The sequence below is a fragment of the Chryseobacterium sp. WLY505 genome (assembly GCF_030846215.1).
Classification (GTDB): domain Bacteria; phylum Bacteroidota; class Bacteroidia; order Flavobacteriales; family Weeksellaceae; genus Chryseobacterium.
Map to the genome: position 1 here is coordinate 16174 of NZ_JAVCWI010000014.1, position 20111 is coordinate 36284.

19 protein-coding genes are annotated in these 20111 nt (G+C 38.0%); 13 read left to right on the forward strand and 6 right to left on the reverse strand.

Annotation, left to right across the window (positions count from 1 at the left end; translation table 11 throughout):
• Window positions 1-259: 259 nt before the first annotated feature.
• The 5 genes from RAH34_RS20275 (at window position 260) to RAH34_RS20295 (ending at window position 4166) form a co-directional block, all read left to right on the forward strand.
• Entirely contained in the window at window positions 260-694 is a 435-nt protein-coding gene (locus RAH34_RS20275; RefSeq protein ID WP_306597318.1) for an FKBP-type peptidyl-prolyl cis-trans isomerase, read from the forward strand.
• A gap of 143 nt (window positions 695-837) precedes the next feature.
• Complete coding sequence (locus tag RAH34_RS20280; protein ID WP_306597319.1) at window positions 838-1788, forward strand: hypothetical protein; 951 nt, start codon at window positions 838-840, stop codon at window positions 1786-1788.
• 65 nt (window positions 1789-1853) lie between these two features.
• The gene (locus tag RAH34_RS20285; RefSeq protein WP_306597320.1) at window positions 1854-2264 is read left to right on the forward strand and encodes an Rrf2 family transcriptional regulator; all 411 of its coding nucleotides are present in this window, start codon (window positions 1854-1856) and stop codon (window positions 2262-2264) included.
• A 58-nt stretch (window positions 2265-2322) separates the two neighbouring features.
• Entirely contained in the window at window positions 2323-2976 is a 654-nt protein-coding gene (locus RAH34_RS20290) for an NAD(P)-dependent oxidoreductase (RefSeq protein WP_306597321.1), read from the forward strand.
• Window positions 2977-2993: 17 nt separating this feature from the next.
• Complete coding sequence (locus tag RAH34_RS20295) at window positions 2994-4166, forward strand: MBL fold metallo-hydrolase (protein WP_306597322.1); 1173 nt, start codon at window positions 2994-2996, stop codon at window positions 4164-4166.
• A gap of 305 nt (window positions 4167-4471) precedes the next feature.
• Here RAH34_RS20295 and RAH34_RS20300 read toward each other — a convergent pair whose 3' ends face one another.
• A complete protein-coding gene (locus RAH34_RS20300; protein ID WP_306597323.1) occupies window positions 4472-5503 on the reverse strand; it encodes a M23 family metallopeptidase in 1032 nt (343 codons plus the stop codon).
• Window positions 5504-5727: 224 nt separating this feature from the next.
• Here RAH34_RS20300 and RAH34_RS20305 point away from each other — a divergent pair, with 224 nt between their 5' ends.
• Window positions 5728-6768: an NAD(P)H-dependent glycerol-3-phosphate dehydrogenase gene (locus RAH34_RS20305; RefSeq protein ID WP_306597324.1), complete on the forward strand. Its 1041-nt coding sequence runs from the start codon at window positions 5728-5730 to the stop codon at window positions 6766-6768.
• Between the two features lie 77 nt (window positions 6769-6845).
• On the opposite strand, the gene RAH34_RS20310 is transcribed toward RAH34_RS20305, so the two are convergent.
• Genes RAH34_RS20310 through RAH34_RS20320 form a run of 3 tightly spaced genes read right to left on the reverse strand, consistent with a single transcriptional unit; the run spans window position 6846 to window position 9568 of the window.
• Entirely contained in the window at window positions 6846-7589 is a 744-nt protein-coding gene (locus tag RAH34_RS20310; RefSeq protein ID WP_306597325.1) for a hypothetical protein, read from the reverse strand.
• Between the two features lie 38 nt (window positions 7590-7627).
• Window positions 7628-8449 (reverse strand): hypothetical protein, encoded by an 822-nt coding sequence (locus RAH34_RS20315; protein WP_306597326.1) that lies wholly within the window; start codon window positions 8447-8449, stop codon window positions 7628-7630.
• Between the two features lie 15 nt (window positions 8450-8464).
• Window positions 8465-9568, reverse strand: a complete 1104-nt coding sequence (locus tag RAH34_RS20320; protein WP_306597327.1) for a hypothetical protein — start codon at window positions 9566-9568, stop codon at window positions 8465-8467.
• Window positions 9569-10069: 501 nt separating this feature from the next.
• Between RAH34_RS20320 and mqo the strand changes: the two genes are divergently transcribed.
• From mqo to RAH34_RS20335, 3 genes are all read left to right on the forward strand, one after another.
• Window positions 10070-11575: a malate dehydrogenase (quinone) gene (gene mqo, locus RAH34_RS20325; RefSeq protein WP_306597328.1), complete on the forward strand. Its 1506-nt coding sequence runs from the start codon at window positions 10070-10072 to the stop codon at window positions 11573-11575.
• A gap of 67 nt (window positions 11576-11642) precedes the next feature.
• Window positions 11643-12044, forward strand: a complete 402-nt coding sequence (locus tag RAH34_RS20330) for a hypothetical protein (RefSeq protein WP_114820683.1) — start codon at window positions 11643-11645, stop codon at window positions 12042-12044.
• Between the two features lies 1 nt (window position 12045).
• A complete protein-coding gene (locus RAH34_RS20335; protein WP_306597329.1) occupies window positions 12046-12912 on the forward strand; it encodes an AadS family aminoglycoside 6-adenylyltransferase in 867 nt (288 codons plus the stop codon).
• Window positions 12913-12914: 2 nt separating this feature from the next.
• Here RAH34_RS20335 and RAH34_RS20340 read toward each other — a convergent pair whose 3' ends face one another.
• Window positions 12915-14495, reverse strand: coding sequence for a GMC family oxidoreductase N-terminal domain-containing protein (locus RAH34_RS20340; RefSeq protein ID WP_306597330.1), 1581 nt, complete (start codon window positions 14493-14495; stop codon window positions 12915-12917).
• Between the two features lie 130 nt (window positions 14496-14625).
• On the opposite strand from RAH34_RS20340, the gene RAH34_RS20345 reads away from it, so the two are divergent.
• The 4 genes from RAH34_RS20345 (at window position 14626) to RAH34_RS20360 (ending at window position 19417) form a co-directional block, all read left to right on the forward strand.
• Window positions 14626-15243, forward strand: coding sequence for a DUF1684 domain-containing protein (locus RAH34_RS20345; RefSeq protein ID WP_306597331.1), 618 nt, complete (start codon window positions 14626-14628; stop codon window positions 15241-15243).
• 4 nt (window positions 15244-15247) lie between these two features.
• The gene (locus tag RAH34_RS20350; RefSeq protein ID WP_306597332.1) at window positions 15248-15721 is read left to right on the forward strand and encodes an N-acetyltransferase; all 474 of its coding nucleotides are present in this window, start codon (window positions 15248-15250) and stop codon (window positions 15719-15721) included.
• A gap of 73 nt (window positions 15722-15794) precedes the next feature.
• The gene (locus RAH34_RS20355) at window positions 15795-16604 is read left to right on the forward strand and encodes a glucose 1-dehydrogenase (RefSeq protein WP_306597333.1); all 810 of its coding nucleotides are present in this window, start codon (window positions 15795-15797) and stop codon (window positions 16602-16604) included.
• Between the two features lie 134 nt (window positions 16605-16738).
• Window positions 16739-19417, forward strand: a complete 2679-nt coding sequence (locus RAH34_RS20360) for a glucosidase (RefSeq protein WP_306597334.1) — start codon at window positions 16739-16741, stop codon at window positions 19415-19417.
• A gap of 6 nt (window positions 19418-19423) precedes the next feature.
• On the opposite strand, the gene recO is transcribed toward RAH34_RS20360, so the two are convergent.
• Entirely contained in the window at window positions 19424-20110 is a 687-nt protein-coding gene (gene recO, locus RAH34_RS20365; protein ID WP_114820689.1) for a DNA repair protein RecO, read from the reverse strand.
• Window position 20111 lies beyond the last annotated feature (1 nt).

A 20111-nucleotide genomic window follows, 5' to 3' on the forward strand; every position in this document is an offset into this window, starting at 1 on the left:
ATCTGTGTTAAATAAGTATTACAATTGTTTGAATTTTGTGGAAAAGGTGTTTGAAAATAAGGAAATGTAAGATAATATGATTAATGAATATTGAAAAATAATCTGTTTAACTTATTGATTATTAAGGTTTATTTATTTTTAATGAGAATGAATTAAAGTCATTTTGTTTGAGAGGAAAATACTTCTGGCTTTTAAACCTTCCGCATCGTGCTCTCATCTTCCAAACCCAAAAAGCCTTATCTTTGTAAAAAATTATAATATGGGAGTAGCAGATATGTTATTTAAACGTAAAAAAGAATTAGCAGAAAAGAACCTGAAAGATGGTAAAGAATATATGGAAGAGTATGGTAAAAGAGAAAGCGTTGTGCAGTTACCAAGCGGCTTGCAATATGAAATCATTACAGAAGGTGACGGTGCAAAACCGGGACCTAAATCTACTGTAAAGTGCCACTACCACGGAACTACTATTTCCGGGAAGGTATTCGACAGCTCTGTAAAAAGAGGTACACCTGCATCTTTCCCTTTGAACAGAGTGATTTCCGGATGGACGGAAGCGCTTCAGCTGATGTCTGTCGGAAGCAAGTTGAGATTAATCATTCCTCCACACTTAGCGTATGGTGATCAGGAGATCAGTAAAGAAATCGGACCAAACAGTACCCTTGTTTTCGAGGTTGAATTGCTGGATATTAAATAATCCTTCTTAAAAATAGATTAAAAATTTACCTGATTTCAGGTAAATTTTTTTATTTGTACTATATTCGTATTGATGAATTGTAGAATGAAGCAGAAAAAAGAGATGATTTTACAATACGTCCGGGCAACACAAAATAGGACTGTATGAAAAAACTTTTTTACCTTTTAATTGTTTTCGGGCTTCTTACTTCCTGTGTTTCCAGGAAGAATCAGGCTATTCAGCAGAATATTCTCACGCTGAAAGACAGCTATTGTAAAGCGCCGTTCAAATATAACTACAGCAATAAACTTCCGTCATATAACTCGGACTCTATCTTAGCAGCCAATAAAGAATTAAAAGAGGTCTTTTCTGATCAGAGTATCCTCATCTTAAATGCACTGGATAATTTAGATGAGGTTCATGATATTATTGATCTTAAAAAGGATTCATCCCTTGCTTCTCAGGTTAAAGTTTTACAGTTAAAGACAAAAATAAACAGCAAAATAACGATTGCTCTTACGGAACTGGATGCTGTAGCTGCAGAATTTGACTGTGAAGGGGAAAGAGTAGCCCAGATTGGAAATTATGTAGATAATCTCAATTCATCAAGAAATAACAAGCTTATTTTATATTCAATCGTTGCAGGAGCAGCAGCTTCCATAGCAGGCGGAATTGTACATGATCAAGGCTGGAGTAATGCCATCGATATAGGCGGAGGGGTTCTGGGAGCAGGGTTTGGACTGGCAACCCTTAATCCAAAAGGAAAAAAGGTAGAGTTTATTCACCAGAGAAACCTTTTAAGAGATATCTGGAGAGAAAAACTGGAATCACCCAATTTTCCACCCTTTATCTGGTATATGTATACAGAGAAAAAGTTTTCCAATAAAGAAGAACATTCCATTATTGGAAATATGAAACAGAGATGGCTGCATTATCAGTTTGATGACAGTAAGGAAGCCGCGGATAATTCTGTGATCTTCAGTGATGGAGGGTTTTACAGGGCAGATGATCTCCACAACCGTGCAGCCATGCTGAATCAGATGCAGTCGGCAACCCGTACCATCAATCAAAACATCAATTATTTGCTCCTTGATCTGGATAAATTAATCCTTTAAGAAAAATTTAACTGTAATAAATTTTGTTACATTTAAAAAATGTATATCTTTGCATAGTAATTACAATGAACAATACAAGATTTGCTACGGCAGTACATATAATGACATTATTGGCGAAAAGCCCTCAGGAGTGGCTTACTTCTGACTGGATGGCCGGTAGTATCAATGTGAATCCGGTGATTATCCGAAAGGAAATCAGCGTATTGAGAGAAGCAGGTCTGATTATCAGCAGACAGGGAAAAGAGGGAGGAAGCCAGCTTGCAAAGAATGCTGAAATGATCACTATTTCCGAGATCTATAAAGCAGTAAAAAATACAGAAGTATTAGGCAAAAAAAATCAGAATCCCAATCCTGCATGTAGTGTCGGAAAGGAGATCAACAATCATCTAAATACATTATTTGAAGAAACAGATCAATTGGTGGTGAAATTTTTAGGAGACAAGTCATTACAGGAATTTACGGACCAGTTCGAATAAAAAAATTTCATCTTAAATGTAACAAATTTTATTACAATTTAATTAAAAATAAAACATTATGAAAAAAGTAGCAGTAATCGGTGCAACAGGATTTGTAGGAGCACACGTAGTATCAGAATTAGCAGAAAGAGGATATGCCGTAGAAGCATTGGTAAGAGATGCCTCGAAAGTAAAGACACAGGAAAATGTAACTGCAAAAAGTGTGGATGTAAACAATATCAATGAACTGGCTGAAGCATTGAAAGGAAGCGATGCGGTAATCAGCACATTTAATGCAGGATGGACGAATCCTAATCTTTACAACGATTTTTTAAACGGTTCCGAGAATATTGAAAAAGCTGTAGAACAGTCTGGCGTAAAAAGACTGATCGTGGTAGGTGGGGCAGGAAGCCTTTACACGCCGGATCATGTACAAATCGTGGATACTCCTGATTTCCCGGAAGCTTACAAACCTGGTGCTACGGCAGCAAGAGATTATTTAAACAAAATCAAAGAAAATAATACGCTGGATTGGACATTCTTCAGCCCTGCCATCGAAATGAACCAGGCTAATGTAGGAGAAAGAACAGGGAAGTACAGAACTTCATTGGAAACTCCTGTATTTGATGAAAACGGAAGAAGTCGTCTGTCTGTGGAAGACGTAGCCGTAGTTTTGGTAGATGAATTGGAACAGAATAACCATATCCGTGAACGTTTCACAGCAGCTTACTAATCGATAAAAGAACAGAAATGATACAAAAAAAATTATGGTCGTTAGTGGCACTGTTGGGATTCATCAGCATATTTGCCGGGAATCTTAAAGTGAAAGTGTATAATCCGGGAACCAAAGCTATTTTTCCCATTACCTCTACCATTATTTATGGAGATAAAGATGCTGTACTTGTAGATGCTCAGTTTCAGAAACAATATGCAGAACAGCTGGTAAAAGAAATAAAAGCAACAGGAAAGAACCTGAAAACCGTTTTTATTTCTCACAGCGATCCGGATTTCTATTTTGGATTGGATGTGATTAAAAAAGCTTTTCCTAATGCTAAAATTATTTCAACAGCACAGACTGCTTACCTGATATCAGCTTCAAAAGATGATAAAATGGGAGTGTGGAAACCACAGCTGAAGGCAGATGCTCCATCGGAAATTATAGTTCCTGAAGCAGTTACTTCGATTCCTGATCTTGAAGGAAACAAAATTGAAATCAGACAAAATCCTGATGATCCTGCCCATAGCTTTCTTTGGATTCCGTCCATCAAAACCATTGCAGGCGGGATTTCAGTTTCTGTTGGTTCACATCTCTGGATGGCAGATACTCAGAATGTAAAAGCAATCGATCAATGGATAGCACAGATTGATGCTATGAAAGGTTTGAAACCGGAGAAAGTTATTCCTTCTCATTTTGCAGAACTTTCCACATCACCACAATCTCTTGATTTTGTGAAAAACTATCTGGAAAATTATAAACAGGCAGTTACTGAAAACAAAACTACATCTGCAATTGTAGATTTCATGGTAAAAAAATACCCTGATCTGCCAGGAAAAGAAGAACTGGAAATGGGAGTAAAGGTTTATCTTAAAGAAATGGACTGGGATCTTAAATCACCCTATCCGGCAATCGGACATAAAGTGGAAGTGGACTTTGGAGAAGTAAAATTCGTTCTCGACTTTAAAGATAATAAAACCATGACATTCACAGGAACAGCCGGAAGTTCAAAAAACAGTACAGATACCGTAGAATATACTGCTGTAGAGGTAGCAAAGAATGTTTTTATGGTCTACTGGCATGAGCCGCACCTTGGTTTCAATGTAACCCATATTCAGGATTATAATAAAAATATCATCTATTCGAATATTGCTGGTCCGGACGGTACATTTACCCACCCGAAAGGAACGCTTAAAATCTTAAAGTAAAAAAACAGCTGCCAATGCAGCTGTTTTTTATATCATAAGAATTACAATGAAATATCCTCAACGCTTCGTTAAATCAGCTTGCTGATTCCAACTTTGCCTCCTTAGACTCAAAAGAAAGCAAATTAAAAACTTTGTGTTAAAATAGCCTCTCACAGATTTTCAGATTATGCAGATCTATGAAAATTATATTCGTGATTCGTGATATTCGTGAAACTATTCGCGTTCTTCGTGTTTAAAAAAGGCCTTTAAATGAATACTCTATTTTTTTAAACCAAAAAACTGCCTCATAAGAGACAGTTTTCTTTTTATAGATTCATAAACAATTTCGGGTTAATCGGAGTATTGTTTTTGTGTACTTCATAATGAAGATGAGGCCCGGTGGAGCGTCCGGAATTTCCGGATTTTGCAATGACCTGACCTACTTTTACTTTTTCGTTTACTTTAGCAACAAGCTGAGATAAATGTCCATATAAAGTAGCCAGTCCGTTTCCGTGAGAAACAATCACACAGTTTCCATAGCCTCCTTTTTGTCCGGAAAAAATAATTGTTCCGGCAGCAGCAGCTCTTACATCAGAGCCATAGGCAACAGCAATGTCCAGCCCTTTATGAAACTGCATCTGATCAGCTTCAGCAGGTGGATTGTTTTTTTCAGCAACAGCAGTTTTAGTTGAAGGAGCTCCGGAAGCAGCTTTTGTTGTGGTTGCAGGAGCAGAAGTTGCAGCTACAGGAGCCGCTTTTGGGGTAACCATTACTTTTACTTCTCTTTTATTTCCATAGCTGTCTGTAAGTTCAATGACTTTTTCCACAGGTTCAGCTTTTACTTCAGGCTTGGCAGCTGCCACTACTGTTGGTTTTGCCTCTGTTGCTGCACTTGATCTTACCGAAGCAAAAACAGTTTTGAATGGAATAGGATTTTTTCTTATCCCGAAATTAGAGGAAATATATCCATCAGTAGGCATTCCTAATGGAACCTGCATTAGTTTTTTCTGAAGATCCATCAGATATTGGCTGTATCGGTTAGCCTGTTTGGAAAGATAAATAGAATTGGAGATACTGTCCTGGTTGAGCATCATTAGTTTTTCATTAGTGATGTCTTTGGACTTCAGGAAGGAGTTGAGTTGAGCAACGGTTTGATCTACAAGAGTAAGATCACTTTTCATTTTTAAATAATCTACACTGTCTTTTTCAGTGTTTATTTTTACAAGGTTTACTTCGTAGGTTTTGTCATCTCTTTCAGAAAAGAGTTTGGCAATGAATACACCTTGTGCAAAAACTACTAGTAAAAGTCCTCCCAGGAGAATGTTTACGTTCTTCTTGCTGTTTAGAAATTTTTTCATATTTCTTCTCTTAGTAAGTTAAAACGGTTTTGAAGCTGCAAATTTAATTAAAAATAAGCTTTGTGAGTTATTTTTAATTAAAATTCAGTTTTTTCTGTATTTAACGGCTAATTAGCTATTTAATTGTATTGTAGTGTTAATTTTTTCAGAAAATGGCTTTTATCATAGTTTCAAAGCCCGCGTTACGTCTTTGTTTTAATATCTTTGCAGTTCACATTCCAATTATGGCTAAAAAGAAAATTATTTCAGAATCTTCGAATCCAAAAAAGAATAAAAAGGATATTTCTGTAGGAGTTGTAGGAAGCGGAAGTTTTGCAACCGCTATTGTAAAAATGCTTGTTGAAAACTGCAAAGTAGTACACTGGTGTGTAAGAAATGAATTTGTAAAAGGAGCTATTGAGCTTCGTGGACATAACCCAACTTATCTTACGGCTGCCCATTTTAATCTTAAAAGTTTAAAACTGACAACAGATATTAACGAACTGGTTACTGCCTGTGATGTTATTGTTCTGGCAACACCGTCTATCTATCTGTCTGATACGTTGGATAAAATGACCTGTGATTATTCAGATAAAATCTTTATTTCAGCAATTAAAGGAATTATTCCTAAAGTAAATGACGTGGTAGCGCACTATCTGCGTGATGAATTTAAAATTGGTTTCAGAAATCAGGCCGTTATTGCAGGTCCTTGTCATGCAGAAGAGGTGGCTATGGAAAGACTTTCTTATCTCACTATTGCGGCCGTAGAAGATGAGACTGCTGAAAAACTTGAAGGAATCTTCAGTTCAGATTTTATTAAAGTTCATACAAGCAAAGATATTTTAGGAAATGAATACAGCGCCATTCTTAAAAATATTTTTGCCATCGGAGCGGGAATAGCAAGTGGATTAGGATATGGAGACAACTTTACAGCCGTATTTGTTTCCAATGCGATCCGTGAAATGGAAACATTCCTGGAGGCGATTTATGAGGCACCAAGAGACGTGAATGAAAGTGCTTATCTGGGTGACCTTTTGGTAACGGCGTATTCACTTTTCTCTAGAAACAGAAACCTTGGAAACCTGATCGGAAAAGGATATACCGTGAAGTCTGCGATTCAGTCCATGAACATGGTAGCAGAAGGATATTACGCAGCAGATTCCATTTATAAGACTGCGAAACAGAAAAACCTTAAACTCCCGATTATTGATACCGTATATGCTATTTTGTATGAAGGTAAAAATGCTGAAAAGCAGTTTAAAAAACTGACCGCAAAATTGAATTAAAAAAACAGGACCTTAAAAATTAAGTCCTGTTAAACATAAATAATGAAACTTAAGCATTTTTCATGCTTAAGTTTTTTTTATAGACTCATCCTGGTAATGACAAGTGATAATGATGATCTTACATTAAGATTACTGGCAGTAAAACCGTTTCCTGTATCAAATTCAAACTTCTGACGGATCGTTGTTGGAGCTGCCAATGTTAAAAAGTAACTTCCCTGGAAAAATGTAAAAGAGCTTGACAGCTGACACATTCTGTTGGTTTCTGTAATGGTTGCGCTGGTAGCAGAATTAATCAGATAAGAACGGGTACAGGTGAAATTCTGGGAAAGATACTGTGTATTGGCTGTCCCGTTATTATTATTCGCATTACTGGAATCCACAGAATACCGTACAATATAAGTTCCGGCAGGCAGGGTAATCGTGGAATTATCCGCTCCTAGTGAAGCTCCTGTAATTTTATTTGAAGTTACCGTAAAACTTCCCAATGTATTATTCGTGCTTCCGGTAGGAATAAGTACCCCCGGACTGATCAACAGAGACATGATCTGAGGCTCAGAACCGGAAACCACAATACGCTGCCATTGATTTCTTACCCAAACATAATATCCTTTCGGAAAAGTAGATGCTCCTCCGCTATTGTAGATAATAAGTCCGTCTGCAGGATTCGCAATAGGAGTAGAGGTACTGTTCAGAACAAGCAGATCGTACTGCGGAAAAAGAACCCCTTTATTGGAAGAACTGATATCCAGAACAGTGCTTGCATTAGGTGTGTTTGTATTGATACCAACTTGTGCGTTTGAGAAAATGCTTAACAGTATCATACAGATTATATAAATAGATGTTTTCATTGTGCAATTGATTATTGATTAAGCGCTGATCTTTGAATATCAACTTTGGCGTTGGTAATGATTATTTCTCCGTTGTTTGGAGTTGTTCCTCCGGATCCGTTCTGGTAAGTTCCTCCCGCATCATGAGCAATGGCAGGAACTAAAAGAATAGGCGCTGCCGAAGTCGTTACAAAAGAGAAACTCATATTCAGAGTATGGGTCTTATTGCTGGCAATCGATTGAGCATTGATACTGATTGTTTTACCATACTGATTTCCGCTGGACGGATCAATAAGCTTTACAAGATATTGATGCAGATGAACAGAAGTTCCCCCGATTCCGGCAGTAGTACTTTCAAGAGCTGTTCTGATGTTCAGGCATACATTCACCAGATAACCGCTGTTCCCGGGAAGTGTGATAATTCCTGTAGAAGTATTGTATAAAGCTCCGATATCATTGGATACAACAGTAAATGCGGCATCGCTGAAATTTTTGTAAGTACCGTTCGCAAAACCTCCAAGTATTGCATAGTCAGACGTGCGCTGAAGCATCATATAATCCACCAGATTATAGGTGTCAGACAACTGAGTCCACCTATTGTTTTTCCAGATATAAAGCCCGGGACTGATGGAGTTTCCTTTATTGTAAACAACCAGTCCTTCTGCAGGATTATTTACCGGAGAGGTATTGTTCAAAACGTCGATAATATCCACTCTTGGAAGAAGTACTCCTTTACCGGCGGTCTGCGAAACATCCAGAACGGCTGAGCTGTTTACTGAGGTTTTCCCAATAGCAACCTGTGCATATAGGATGTGAGCTATGATCAATAATAGCAGGATATAACTTTTTTTCATATGTTGATTGTTTTTTTATAACTGAGATATTTTAATATAGGAGCCGGTAGGAATTACATTCACAAGATCATAGAATGTACTGTTCTGCATTCTTCCGAGATTTAATCTTAATCCTCCTATAATATTGGCGTTCACATTAGCAGGAACGGTGTAATAATAGGACCAGGTGGCAAGATGGTTGGTACTGACTTTAGAAACAATAGGAACTTCTTTCCTTGTAGCGCTTCCTGCAGTAAAACTGTTCGTCGTATTATTATAGGTATCGTTGATAAAATCTATAAAATACCCCATCAGGTAATAAGTACTCCCGGAAAGTGGAGCCGTTCCTCCCTGTCCCGATGGGCTTTCCTGCGGTGAGTTTAAATTCAGGTTAACCTCTACCAGATAATTTCCCTGGGGAAGAATCAGGGAATATCCTCCGAAAGTGTTTGGAAGCACTTTAAATCCGCTGATATTGGATACCCCGGAAACTGCAGGATTATTAACTATAAGCTGAGTGCTGGCACCTGCTATCGCATTGTCAAGAGCAGATAATGATCCGGTAAAATCAAGATAGGCAACCTTGGGTGTGTTTTGTGCATCAATTGTGCTTTGCCATGAATTGGTACTGCTGTTAAAGAAATGAAGACCCCTGTTGTTGCTGTTAGTTCCTCCATTGAATCCAATAAGTCCGTTGGCAGGAGAGGCAACAGGGCTCGTTGTGCTGGTAACGTTGGTAATATTCAGGTTAGGAAACAATACTCCTTTATTGCCTCCGGAAACAGTTATCGTAGGAGCGGTAGTATAGCCGCTACCTCCGTTGTTTATCGTTATACCAGTTAGCTGACCATTGGAAACAACTGCTGTAGCACGGGCTTTTGAACCTCCGTTGACGACAGATCCACCTCCGTAAAAATTAATTGTTGGTGCTGAAGTATAACCGCTTCCGCCGTTATTGATGGTAATCCCGGTAACAGCACCTCCCGAAATGGTGGCGGTAGCTGTGGCTGGGGTTCCACTGAAGTTCTCAATGTGCAGAATAGCACTGGGGTCCGGGGTGGACGTGTTGATTCCTACACTTCCGCTTTGGGCAAATCCCATTGTCGCGAACAGTGTACTCACGAAATTAATAATTCTCATCTTTAGTATGTTTATGAAATAATTTTAATTAAATACTTGTTGGAATAGGTATTAAATCAATTGAAAGGTACATAAAAAAAACAGTTATGCAATGTGGTATGTGTGTTATTTCGTTTATAAAACTGAATATTTTTCAATAAAATGTGATATTTTGTGTATTTAATGTAATTATTTATCACTTATTGTTGAAAAAGTTTAAGGGCGTAAATAGTTATGGTTACAGTATTTAATATGATGAACTTAAATAAACTTAAAATTTTATTAAATTTTCTTCCTGAAAAATGGGTCAATTAATTACCATTCAGTGAATTAAAAAAATAAAAAATTAACATTTTCATCAAAAAATATTTTACATTATCAATCATTTCAATGGTACTTTATTGAAATTTTCCATGGTTTTTTGTTGTGTACTCAATAAGTGTTTTAAGCGAAAAAATAACGTGTTAAAATCGTTCCGGTTTTTAAAACTTTTCCCGAAATTTGAAGTAAAATTTTAAAATTATGTCACAATCGCTTACAAGCAGAACACCGAAACCTAAATACGACGTTGTACTGATAGGCGGCGGAATCATGAGCGCCACTTTAGCAACGCTGCTTCATGAATTTGATCCAAATCTTGAAATCGCTATCTTCGAAAGACTCGGAAGGTTTGCCAAAGAAAGTACAGCTGCATGGAACAACGCCGGAACAGGACATTCCGCTTTTTGTGAGCTAAATTATACCCCTGAAAAACCAGACGGATCTATTGATATTTCCAAGGCAGAAAGCATTGCAGAGCAGTTTGAAATTTCAAAACAATTCTGGTCTTATCTGATTACCAAAGGATATATTCATGAGCCCAAAGAATTTATCAATTCCTGTGCACACATGAGTCTGGTATTCGGAGAAAAAGATGCTGAATATCTTAAAAAACGTCATGATAAGATGGCAGAATCTGTCCTTTTTTCAGGAATGGAATTTTCTACCGATCATGAAAAACTGAAAGAATGGATTCCTTTGGTGATGAGCAAAAGAAATCAGTCTGAAGTAATGGCTGCAACGAAGATGGATATGGGAACGGATGTGAACTTCGGAACACTGACAAGAAAAATGGGAAGACATCTTCTGGAAGATTCCAATGTAGAGGTTTTCTTATACCATGAAGTGAAAGACATCAGCCCGAGAGAAAGTGGTAAATGGGAAATGAAAGTGAAAGACAGGATCCACAGCCACAAACAGGAAGTGGTGGCAGATTTTGTATTCATCGGGGCAGGAGGCTATGCGCTTCCGCTACTGGACAGCTCAGATATTAAGGAAAGTGAAGGATATGGAGGTTTCCCGGTTTCCGGCCAGTGGCTGGTAAGCCACAATCAGGAGTTGGTAGAAAAGCATCATGCTAAAGTATATACACAGGCTACGGTAGATGCTCCGCCAATGTCTGTTCCACACCTGGATCTTAGAATCATTGATGGTAAAAAAGCACTTCTTTTCGGACCTTTTGCAGGATTCTCAACTAAATTCTTAAGAGAAGGAAGCTATCTCGATCTTCCTGAAAGTGTCAACACCAAAAACCTGAAATCCCTTTTCGGAGCATGGTGGCATAATATTCCACTAACGAAATATCTGATCCAGCAGGTTGCCATGACGAAGTCTCAGAGAATGCAGCATTTGAGAGAATTTATCAAAGATGCTAAAGAAGAAGACTGGGAACTGAAAGTAGCAGGACAGAGAGTTCAGATCATCAAAAAAGATGAAAAAGAAGGGGGTAAGCTGGAATTCGGAACTGAGGTGGTAGTAAACAAGAGCGGAACGATTGCCTCTCTATTGGGCGCTTCACCGGGTGCTTCCACAGCAGTATATGCCATGCTGAATGTGCTGGAAAAATGCTTCCCGGAAAAACTACATGGAGAATGGAAAGGAAAGCTGCTTGAAATGGTTCCTTCTTACGGACAAAAACTGGCTGAGAATCCAGAGTTGACTCATGAAGTAAGAAATTATACCAAAGAAAAATTAGAATTAGAATATTAACATCAATAATGAGCAATGAGTAATAAACACTATTACTCATTGCTCATTACCTATTACTCATAAAAAGGTGGAAGAAGTCATTGTAAAACCAGTCATTGCCAAGGAACTCCTTGAATCTCTTCAGGCGAAAACAGAAGAGGAGAGGCAGGTTATTGTACACTGTTGTTTTCCGGCGTCACCGTTCCTTGGAAACCTGATCAGGATCTGGCATTCGACCTATCTTTTTGACAATCAGTCTGAGCACAGGAGCAAAATGATTCATGCGGAAAATATTTCAATTTCGCCCTATTGGACACCAGTTCCCTTTATGAAAGACTTTTGGTTTACCCTTATATTTTCAGGTCTCCCGAAAGACTGCAAAAGTTTTGATCTGAAAGAAGTTATTCCTGAGGAAGGAGGATTCTTTGTAGAATCAATCAAGAGAAATTCTTCCGACGTATATCGCGTGAAAATATCAGAATCTTATTAATATGAAAGGAAGGGAAGAAAAGCTGGAACAGATTATTCACTGGGCTGAAAACAATCCTGATATCCGTGCTGTTCTCCTGACCAGCTCATTGGTAAATCCTTATGCACCCGTAGACAATTTCAGTGATCTTGATGTAGAACTTGTTTTTGAAAACAGAACCTCTTATGAATCCGGAAATGAATGGATCCGACTCTTTGGTGAGCCTATTTCCATGATTGAGGAAGATGACAGCGTTTTTGACGGAAAGCATGCCATGAAAATGGTATTGTACAAAGACCATGTGAAGGTTGACTTTAAACTCTATCAGGTAGCGGAATTTATTGAAGAGATTAAAGAAGAAAACCTTCCTGAAGACTGGGACGTAGGATACAAAGTTTTAATAGATAAAGATAAGCTGACTGAAAATCTGAAGCCACCAACGTATCAGTCTATCATGATTCAGAAACCTTCAGAAAAAGAATTTCAGCAGCTGATGAATGACTTCTGGTGGGATACGACCTATGTGGCAAAGTGTCTGAAGCGTGGAGATATTTTTTACGCCAAATTTATGTCTGAAAATATTCTGCGTACAGATTATCTTGTCCCTTTGATTGAATGGTATATTGCCGGAAATCAGGACTGGAATAATATCACAACCAATAAACACGGAAGACTTTTCAAAAAATACCTGTCCGTTGATCTATGGAATAAAGTGGAAAAAACTTTCTCAGGAAGCAATATTGAAGAAAACTGGAATGCACTCTTTGCTTATGCAGATCTAGTACATGAGCTTGGGATTTCATTGGCTGAAAAGCTTCATTTTATCTATCCGGTAAAGCTGGAGGAAGATATCAGAAATTACCTTATGGAAGTGAAGACAATGTCTTAATTTCAGGCAAATTCATTTTGCCTGATAAGATTTTCAATACAATATTCTGCAACGGCCGTAATAGTTACAAACGGGTTCACACCAATGGTTCCCGGAATTAAAGATCCATCCAGTACGTACAGATTTTCATGATCTTTGAGTTTTCCATATTCGTTGGTAGCTTCTCCTAAAACACACCCACCAAGCGGATGATAACAAATATCTGCCCCAAAACCATTATCGAAAAGAAGATGACTTCTGGTACCGCCATTAGCTTTATTCATTTTCCGGATAAAATACTGGGCATTTTCTTTCATTTTGATAGTGTTACTTTCATTCCAGTTTAGTGTCAGTGACTTGCTGGCTTTATGGTAAGCAACTTCTCCTTTTTTATCCACCCTGTTGATGAGTAGATACAAAGCGGTGGCCACATCCATTCCCATAGGCAAAGGAGCTATTTCTGTGAAAAACGGATGTTCAGGATCATCCCAATTATCAATTCCTCCCACCGGGATAGTAGATTGCTTTGCTCCGGTGCCACCAGACAAAGGCTTCACCCAGTTTCTTCCTGTCATAAAATTTCCGTTGTTTCCCCAGTTTTTACCAATCTTTTCATGGATGGGAAATCCGTTCTCTGCATGAGATTGTAACAGAAGCTGTAGAGTGCCCATCGTTCCTGCAGAAAGAATCAGTTTTTTACAGGTAAAGACTTTGTCAGTAAGCAAAGCACCGAAAGTATCAATTTGCTGGACATTCAATGTATAACTTTTGTCATCATTCAGTTGGATAGTCTGGACACGATGAAGATCAAGAATTTCTAAATTTCCGGTTTCCATCGCTTTTCTGAGATAGGTTTTATCTAAACTGTTTTTCCCGTGATTGTTTCCATAGATCACTTCAGTATTAAGAGCCGAGCGGGGAACTTCATTCAGGAATTCTTTTTCCATGTATTTAAAATCATACACGTTGGGAACTCTTATTGTTTTAAAACCAGCTTTATGAGCTTCTTCTTCACCTACCCGGGTGAATTTATAATAAGGACAGTCTTTCAGAAACTGCTCGTCAATCACATTGACTTTAAGTTCTTCCCGTACCAGAGGAAAGTAATGATTATAAAACTTTTCAGCATCAAGATCAGGGAAAACCTCTTTGAAATAGATTTCTTTGGGAGTCACAGCCATTCCGCCATTCACCAGAGAGCCTCCGCCAACTCCTCTTCCTACCCAGATTTTAATATGATCAAAATCCAGACGGTCCAATGTTCCGGTGAAAGGAGTTAGCGAAAAAATATTCATAAAAGGAGCAATGCTTTTGCTTTTCAGCCATGCAGAACTTTTTCCAGGTTTCAGCAGATTGGAAAACGGAATTCCTGCTTTTTCCCAGTTGAGACCCATTTCCAGCAGTACTACTTTTTTTCCGGCTTCACACAGACGAAGGGCAGATACAGCACCTCCGTATCCACTGCCAATAATAACAATCGGAACATCATGATATTCCTTTATCTGATTGTTTCTTCTTTCTGCAGCATGAAATAACTCAGATTGAATAAAATAAAATCCTGATATTGCCAGAACACTGGTCTTTATGAAGCTTTTTCTGTCCATGAGCTTTGTTTTTCAAAAAGTATGCTAGATTATCAGAGGTTAATTTTATTTAAAACAGATTATATTTTTTATTACAATTTTAACTTTTGTTGGAATGAAAATTCATAGCTTTACTTATAATTTTAAATTCATGAAAAAATATATCATACTCTTTCTACTGCTTCCACTATGGGTTTTTTCTCAAAAAAAGATGTCAAAAGAAGAGAAAGAGGTGCAGAAATTTCAGAAAGAACTTAATGCCGAATACCTCAATCCAAAAGAAACGCCGTTACGGGGTGATAATTTTAAAAATTTTAAAGAGCATCCTTTCTTTCCATTCGATGCTAAATACAGAGTTACTGCGCAATTTGTGAAATCAGAAGATACAAAACCCTTTGATCTTCCTACGTCTTCAGGAAAAACAAAGTCTTATCAGGAATATGGAAAAGCAACCTTTACACTGGATGGAAAACCTTATACCGTTACTTTATACCAGAGTCTGGATTTGATTAAACAGGAAAAATACAAAGACTATCTCTTCCTTCCGTTCCGTGATGCCACCAATGAAAAAGAAACCTATGGTGGAGGGAAATATATGGATCTTAAAATCCCGAAAGGAAATACCATTGTGCTTGATTTTAATCAATCCTATCATCCTTTTTGTGCTTACAATGCTTATGATTACAATTGTCCCATCGTTCCTGAGGAAAATAAACTTCCCGTGGAAATCCGTGCTGGGGTAATGTACGAAGATATCTACCATCACTAATATTATGATACATTTAGAATTCTTTAAACCAGAAGACCTTTCCGGAGTCAGTTATGCTTTGGATGAAAATCAGATGAGGTTTACAGCAACTGCTCAGCAGGCCTTACAAAGCATCAGCGAACGGGATGATGATGACGCATTTCCAGTGACGATATTTCAAAATGATCTGCCTGTAGGTTTTTTTGTCCTTGATTTTGGAAAAGATAAATTAGATCTTACGGATAATGAGAATTCTGTTTTAGTTCGTTCGCTATCCGTGAATCCACAGCTGCAGGGAAAAGGAATTGGAAAAGCGGCAATGCATGAAGTAGGTACTTTTGTCCGAAATCATTTCAAGACCTGCGATGAAATTGTACTGGCTGTCAACCAGAAAAATGAATCTGCTTACCATATTTATCTTCAGGCAGGATATATTTATGATGGTAAAACGAGGATTGGAAGAAGCGGACCTCAATATCTGATGTATAAAAAACTTTAATAAAATTTTAAAAGCTTAATTTTTTATCTGCTGATATCTTTCCATAACTTTGAGTAAGATCAAATTACAAAATATGGAAATATCACTTCATAACCAGGTGGCAGTTGTCACAGGAGCTTCCAGTGGAATCGGTTCAGGAATTGCAAAATCATTGGCAGCAGCTGGAGCAACAGTCATTGTTAATCATTCTTCAGAAAGATCTACAGAAGAAGCTAAAGCTGTTTTAAAGGAAATAACGGATGCAGGAGGTAAAGGAATAACCTACCAATGTGATGTTTCCAAAGAAGATCAGGTAGTCAGGATGTTTCAGGATGTTGTTTCTGAATTCCAAACGGTAGATATTCTGGTCAATAATGCAGGTATTCAAAAGGATGCAAAATTCACTGAAATGACTTTGGATCAATGGAATGCAGTGATAGGAGTCAATCTGACCGGGCAATTTCTTTGTGCCAGAGAAGCTATTAAAGAATTTCTGAGAAGGGGAATAGATCCTTCAAGGTCTGTTGCCTGTGGAAAAATTATTCATATCAGTTCAGTACATGAGATTATTCCGTGGGCAGGACATGCTAATTATGCTTCCAGTAAAGGTGCTGTCAGAATGCTGATGCAGACATTGGCTCAGGAATATGGGGCAGACAAAATCCGTGTCAATTCCATTTGCCCGGGTGCGATACAGACACCAATTAACCAGAATGCATGGAACACTCCGGAAGCACTCAATTCTCTTCTTACTCTTATTCCCTATAACAGAATCGGGCAACCGCAGGATATCGGAAATTTAGCAGCATTCCTTGCGAGTGACCTTGCAGATTACATCACCGGAACCAGCATTTTCGTGGATGGTGGAATGACTACGTTTGAGAGTTTTTCTACGGGAGGATAGGGGAATTCAACGTTTCAAGTTCAAGGTTTAAAGTTTAAAGTTTCAAGTTTAAAGTTTTTGAGGTTGTTCTTAGAGTTTGAAACGGAATTAAATATTACTCATTGCTTATTACTCATTACTCATAATTATCGCTTATGTCGGAAAAACAGAGAATTTCAGATGTTTCATGGAAAAAATGGGGACCTTATGTCAGTAACCGTGAATGGGGACTTGTTCGTGAGGATTACAGTGAAAACGGAGATGCATGGAATTACACCAATCATGACACCGCAGAAGCCAAAACTTACCGTTGGGGAGAAGAAGGAATATGCGGCATCTGTGATGATCTCCAGAAGCTTGTATTTTCTGTAGGATTCTGGAATAAAAAGGACAAAATGGTGAAAGAGCGGTTCTTTGGACTCACCAACGGACAGGGAAATCACGGTGAAGATGTGAAAGAATATTTTTACTATCTGGATTCCACCCCTACACATTCTTATATGAAGATGCTCTATAAGTACCCTCAAAATGCTTTTCCTTATGAAGATCTCATAAAAACAAATGCAGCAAGAGGGAAAGAGGAGCCGGAATATGAGTTGATTGATACAGGGATTTTTGATCACAATGAATACTTTGACATTTTTATTGAATATGCAAAAGAAAGTCAGAATGATATCCTTGTAAGACTAACAGTAGTCAATAAATCTGAAAAAGAAGCGTCACTGGTAATTCTTCCGACTGTCTGGTTCAGGAATACCTGGAATTGGGGATATGATGATTATAGACCACAATTGTCTGCTGAAGATGCTGATCATATCACAATCAATCATCAGGATATCGAGATTAAAAATGTCTATGCAAAACAATCTTTAAAAACATTATTTTGTAACAACGAAACGAATAATGAAAGGCTTTACCAATGTTCCAATGAGTCAAAATACTGTAAAGACGGGATCAATAATTTTGTGATGACGGGAAATTCTCAGTCTGTGAATCCTCAAAATACAGGGACCAAAGCGTCTTTCTTTATTGATGAGGATTTTAAAGCTGGAGAATCAAAAGTCTTTGAATTCAGGCTTTCAGATAAGGAGGTCAGAGAGCCTTTTAAAGATTTCGATATTCTTTTTGAACAAAGACACAAAGAGGCAGATGAGTTTTATGCAGAAATCCAGAAAGGAATTGCTTCGGAAGATGAAAAACTGGTTCAGAGACAGGCTTTTGCCGGAATGCTTTGGAATAAAATGTTTTACCACTACAATGTGGAAAAATGGCTGAAAGGTGATCCTGCCGGAATGCCTCCGCCAAAGTCCCGTGAAACCATAAGAAACTATGACTGGAAGCATCTTAACAATGAACACATCATTTCAATGCCCGATAAATGGGAATATCCATGGTATGCAACATGGGATCTGGCATTTCATACCATCAGTTTCTCCCTGATAGATCCGGATTTTGCAAAGCATCAGCTAAAACTTTTCCTGTTTGAATGGTATATGCATCCCAACGGTCAGCTGCCTGCCTACGAATGGAACTTAAGCGACGTGAATCCACCCGTACATGCCTGGGCGGTTTTCAGGGTATTTAAAATTGATGAATATTTAAAAGATAAGCCCGATCTCGAATTTCTGGAAAGTGCTTTCCAGAAGTTATTGATGAATTTTACCTGGTGGGTTAATAAGAAAGACCTTAATGGCAATAATATCTTTGAAGGAGGATTCCTGGGACTTGATAATATTGGGGTTTTTGACCGGAATTCTGTTTTGCCCAACGGGGAACAGCTGGAGCAGTCCGATGGAACAAGCTGGATGGCTATGTTTGCCCTGAATATGATGAGAATTGCCCTGGAACTGGCTCTTTACAATAAGGTGTATGAAGAAATGGCCATGAAGTTCTTTGAACATTTCCTGTCGATTGCTCATTCCTTGGACAATATGGGTGATGAGAACTTCAGTCTTTGGGATGAACAGGATGAATTTTTCTATGATGCCATAACTTCCAGCGACGGAACACATATGTATCTGAAGTTAAGAACAATTGTTGGGTTAATTCCGATGTTTGCCGTTGAGGTCATCGATGATGAAATGATTGAAAACCTTCCCAATTTCAAGAAAAGAATGAAATGGGTACTGGATAATAAACCTGAACTGGCTTCTCTGGTTTCAAGATGGGAAGTGAAAGGGCAGGATTCCAAGCACCTTTTGTCTCTGCTTCGGGGACATCGTCTGAAAAGACTGTTAAACCGAATGTTGAATCCTGATGAATTTCTAAGTGATTACGGAGTAAGAGCTTTATCCAAAGAATATGAGAAAAATCCTTACACATTAACATTGAATGATACGAATTACAGCGTAAAATATACCCCTGCGGAAAGTGATAGCGGACTTTTTGGTGGAAACAGCAACTGGCGCGGTCCGGTGTGGTTTCCGATCAACTTCCTTATTATTGACAGTCTTCAGCGTTTTTTCTTTTATTACAGCCCGGATTTTTTAGTGGAATATCCTACGGGAAGTGGTAATTATTCCAGCCTGGACCAGATTGCAGATGCTTTAAACAAGAGACTTGCCAAGATTTTTTTAAAGGATGAAAATGGTAAACGCCCGGTTCATGGACAGTATGAAAGATTTCAGACCGATCCGGATTTTAAAGATTATATTTTGTTCTATGAATATTTTCATGGAGACAACGGCCGTGGAGTAGGAGCTTCCCATCAGACGGGCTGGACAGGACTTATTGCTAAGATTCTTCAACCTAGATTTTCCAAAAAAGAAATGGCAGAATCTGAAACAGAAATGCCGGAGGATATTGGAAAAACAGCAGGGAAGTCAAAGGAATAATATTATCTATTCAAATATCTGCTGTATAATTTCCAGTGAGGCCGGAGTTTTGAAATCTGTAATATGATAATGATAGTATACTAAAAGGCTGTCAAGGAAATCTTTTCTCAAAGAAGAATGGATTTTTGTGGCATAAAAATCTTCTGCACAAAGTGCTTCTTTCCACAGCATGGAGATCTCTTCATTGAAGAGCTGGTGACTTATTCCCGGAGAAAAAGTTCCTGTTTCCGGATCTAAAAACCTGCCTTCACTCAATAGGGGCGCAACACCCTGAATTTTTAAAAAAGCCAGCAAAAACAGAAGATGGGCCTGGTAATTTTTATGGGTCAACTCACTGATAAGATGATCAATACCGGAATAGATCGGAATATTTTTATTCTCATGCTTAAGAATATGACTCAGAAAATCTGAGATAAAGAAAATGACGGTATTGACCTTGATGTCTGTATAAATATCATTGTTTTTTACCAGTTCAAACTTTGAAACAGACGGAATACCGTTGCCACGTGATGGATTTACAGAAAAATTGAGCTGGCTCAGCGGTTGAAGCAAGGCCTTCTTTTTGTTCTTTTTGGAATAAATTCCCTTCAGAAAATAGCTCTGAAAACCTTCTTCTTCTGTAAAACAATGCAATACAGCATCATTTTCTCCATATTTGATAAATGAAAGTAAAAAACCGTTTTGTGAATTCATT

What these genes read in the sequence shown, in the direction of transcription:
- RAH34_RS20275 (WP_306597318.1), top strand. Translation starts at nt 260, where the DNA reads ATGGGAGTAGCAGATATGTTATTTAAACGTAAAAAAGAATTAGCAGAA.
- RAH34_RS20280 (WP_306597319.1), top strand. Translation starts at nt 838, where the DNA reads ATGAAAAAACTTTTTTACCTTTTAATTGTTTTCGGGCTTCTTACTTCC.
- RAH34_RS20285 (WP_306597320.1), top strand. Translation starts at nt 1,854, where the DNA reads ATGAACAATACAAGATTTGCTACGGCAGTACATATAATGACATTATTG.
- RAH34_RS20290 (WP_306597321.1), top strand. Translation starts at nt 2,323, where the DNA reads ATGAAAAAAGTAGCAGTAATCGGTGCAACAGGATTTGTAGGAGCACAC.
- RAH34_RS20295 (WP_306597322.1), top strand. Translation starts at nt 2,994, where the DNA reads ATGATACAAAAAAAATTATGGTCGTTAGTGGCACTGTTGGGATTCATC.
- RAH34_RS20300 (WP_306597323.1), bottom strand. Translation starts at nt 5,503, where the DNA reads ATGAAAAAATTTCTAAACAGCAAGAAGAACGTAAACATTCTCCTGGGA.
- RAH34_RS20305 (WP_306597324.1), top strand. Translation starts at nt 5,728, where the DNA reads ATGGCTAAAAAGAAAATTATTTCAGAATCTTCGAATCCAAAAAAGAAT.
- RAH34_RS20310 (WP_306597325.1), bottom strand. Translation starts at nt 7,589, where the DNA reads ATGATACTGTTAAGCATTTTCTCAAACGCACAAGTTGGTATCAATACA.
- RAH34_RS20315 (WP_306597326.1), bottom strand. Translation starts at nt 8,449, where the DNA reads ATGAAAAAAAGTTATATCCTGCTATTATTGATCATAGCTCACATCCTA.
- RAH34_RS20320 (WP_306597327.1), bottom strand. Translation starts at nt 9,568, where the DNA reads ATGAGAATTATTAATTTCGTGAGTACACTGTTCGCGACAATGGGATTT.
- mqo (WP_306597328.1), top strand. Translation starts at nt 10,070, where the DNA reads ATGTCACAATCGCTTACAAGCAGAACACCGAAACCTAAATACGACGTT.
- RAH34_RS20335 (WP_306597329.1), top strand. Translation starts at nt 12,046, where the DNA reads ATGAAAGGAAGGGAAGAAAAGCTGGAACAGATTATTCACTGGGCTGAA.
- RAH34_RS20340 (WP_306597330.1), bottom strand. Translation starts at nt 14,495, where the DNA reads ATGGACAGAAAAAGCTTCATAAAGACCAGTGTTCTGGCAATATCAGGA.
- RAH34_RS20345 (WP_306597331.1), top strand. Translation starts at nt 14,626, where the DNA reads ATGAAAAAATATATCATACTCTTTCTACTGCTTCCACTATGGGTTTTT.
- RAH34_RS20350 (WP_306597332.1), top strand. Translation starts at nt 15,248, where the DNA reads ATGATACATTTAGAATTCTTTAAACCAGAAGACCTTTCCGGAGTCAGT.
- RAH34_RS20355 (WP_306597333.1), top strand. Translation starts at nt 15,795, where the DNA reads ATGGAAATATCACTTCATAACCAGGTGGCAGTTGTCACAGGAGCTTCC.
- RAH34_RS20360 (WP_306597334.1), top strand. Translation starts at nt 16,739, where the DNA reads ATGTCGGAAAAACAGAGAATTTCAGATGTTTCATGGAAAAAATGGGGA.
- recO (WP_114820689.1), bottom strand. Translation starts at nt 20,110, where the DNA reads ATGAATTCACAAAACGGTTTTTTACTTTCATTTATCAAATATGGAGAA.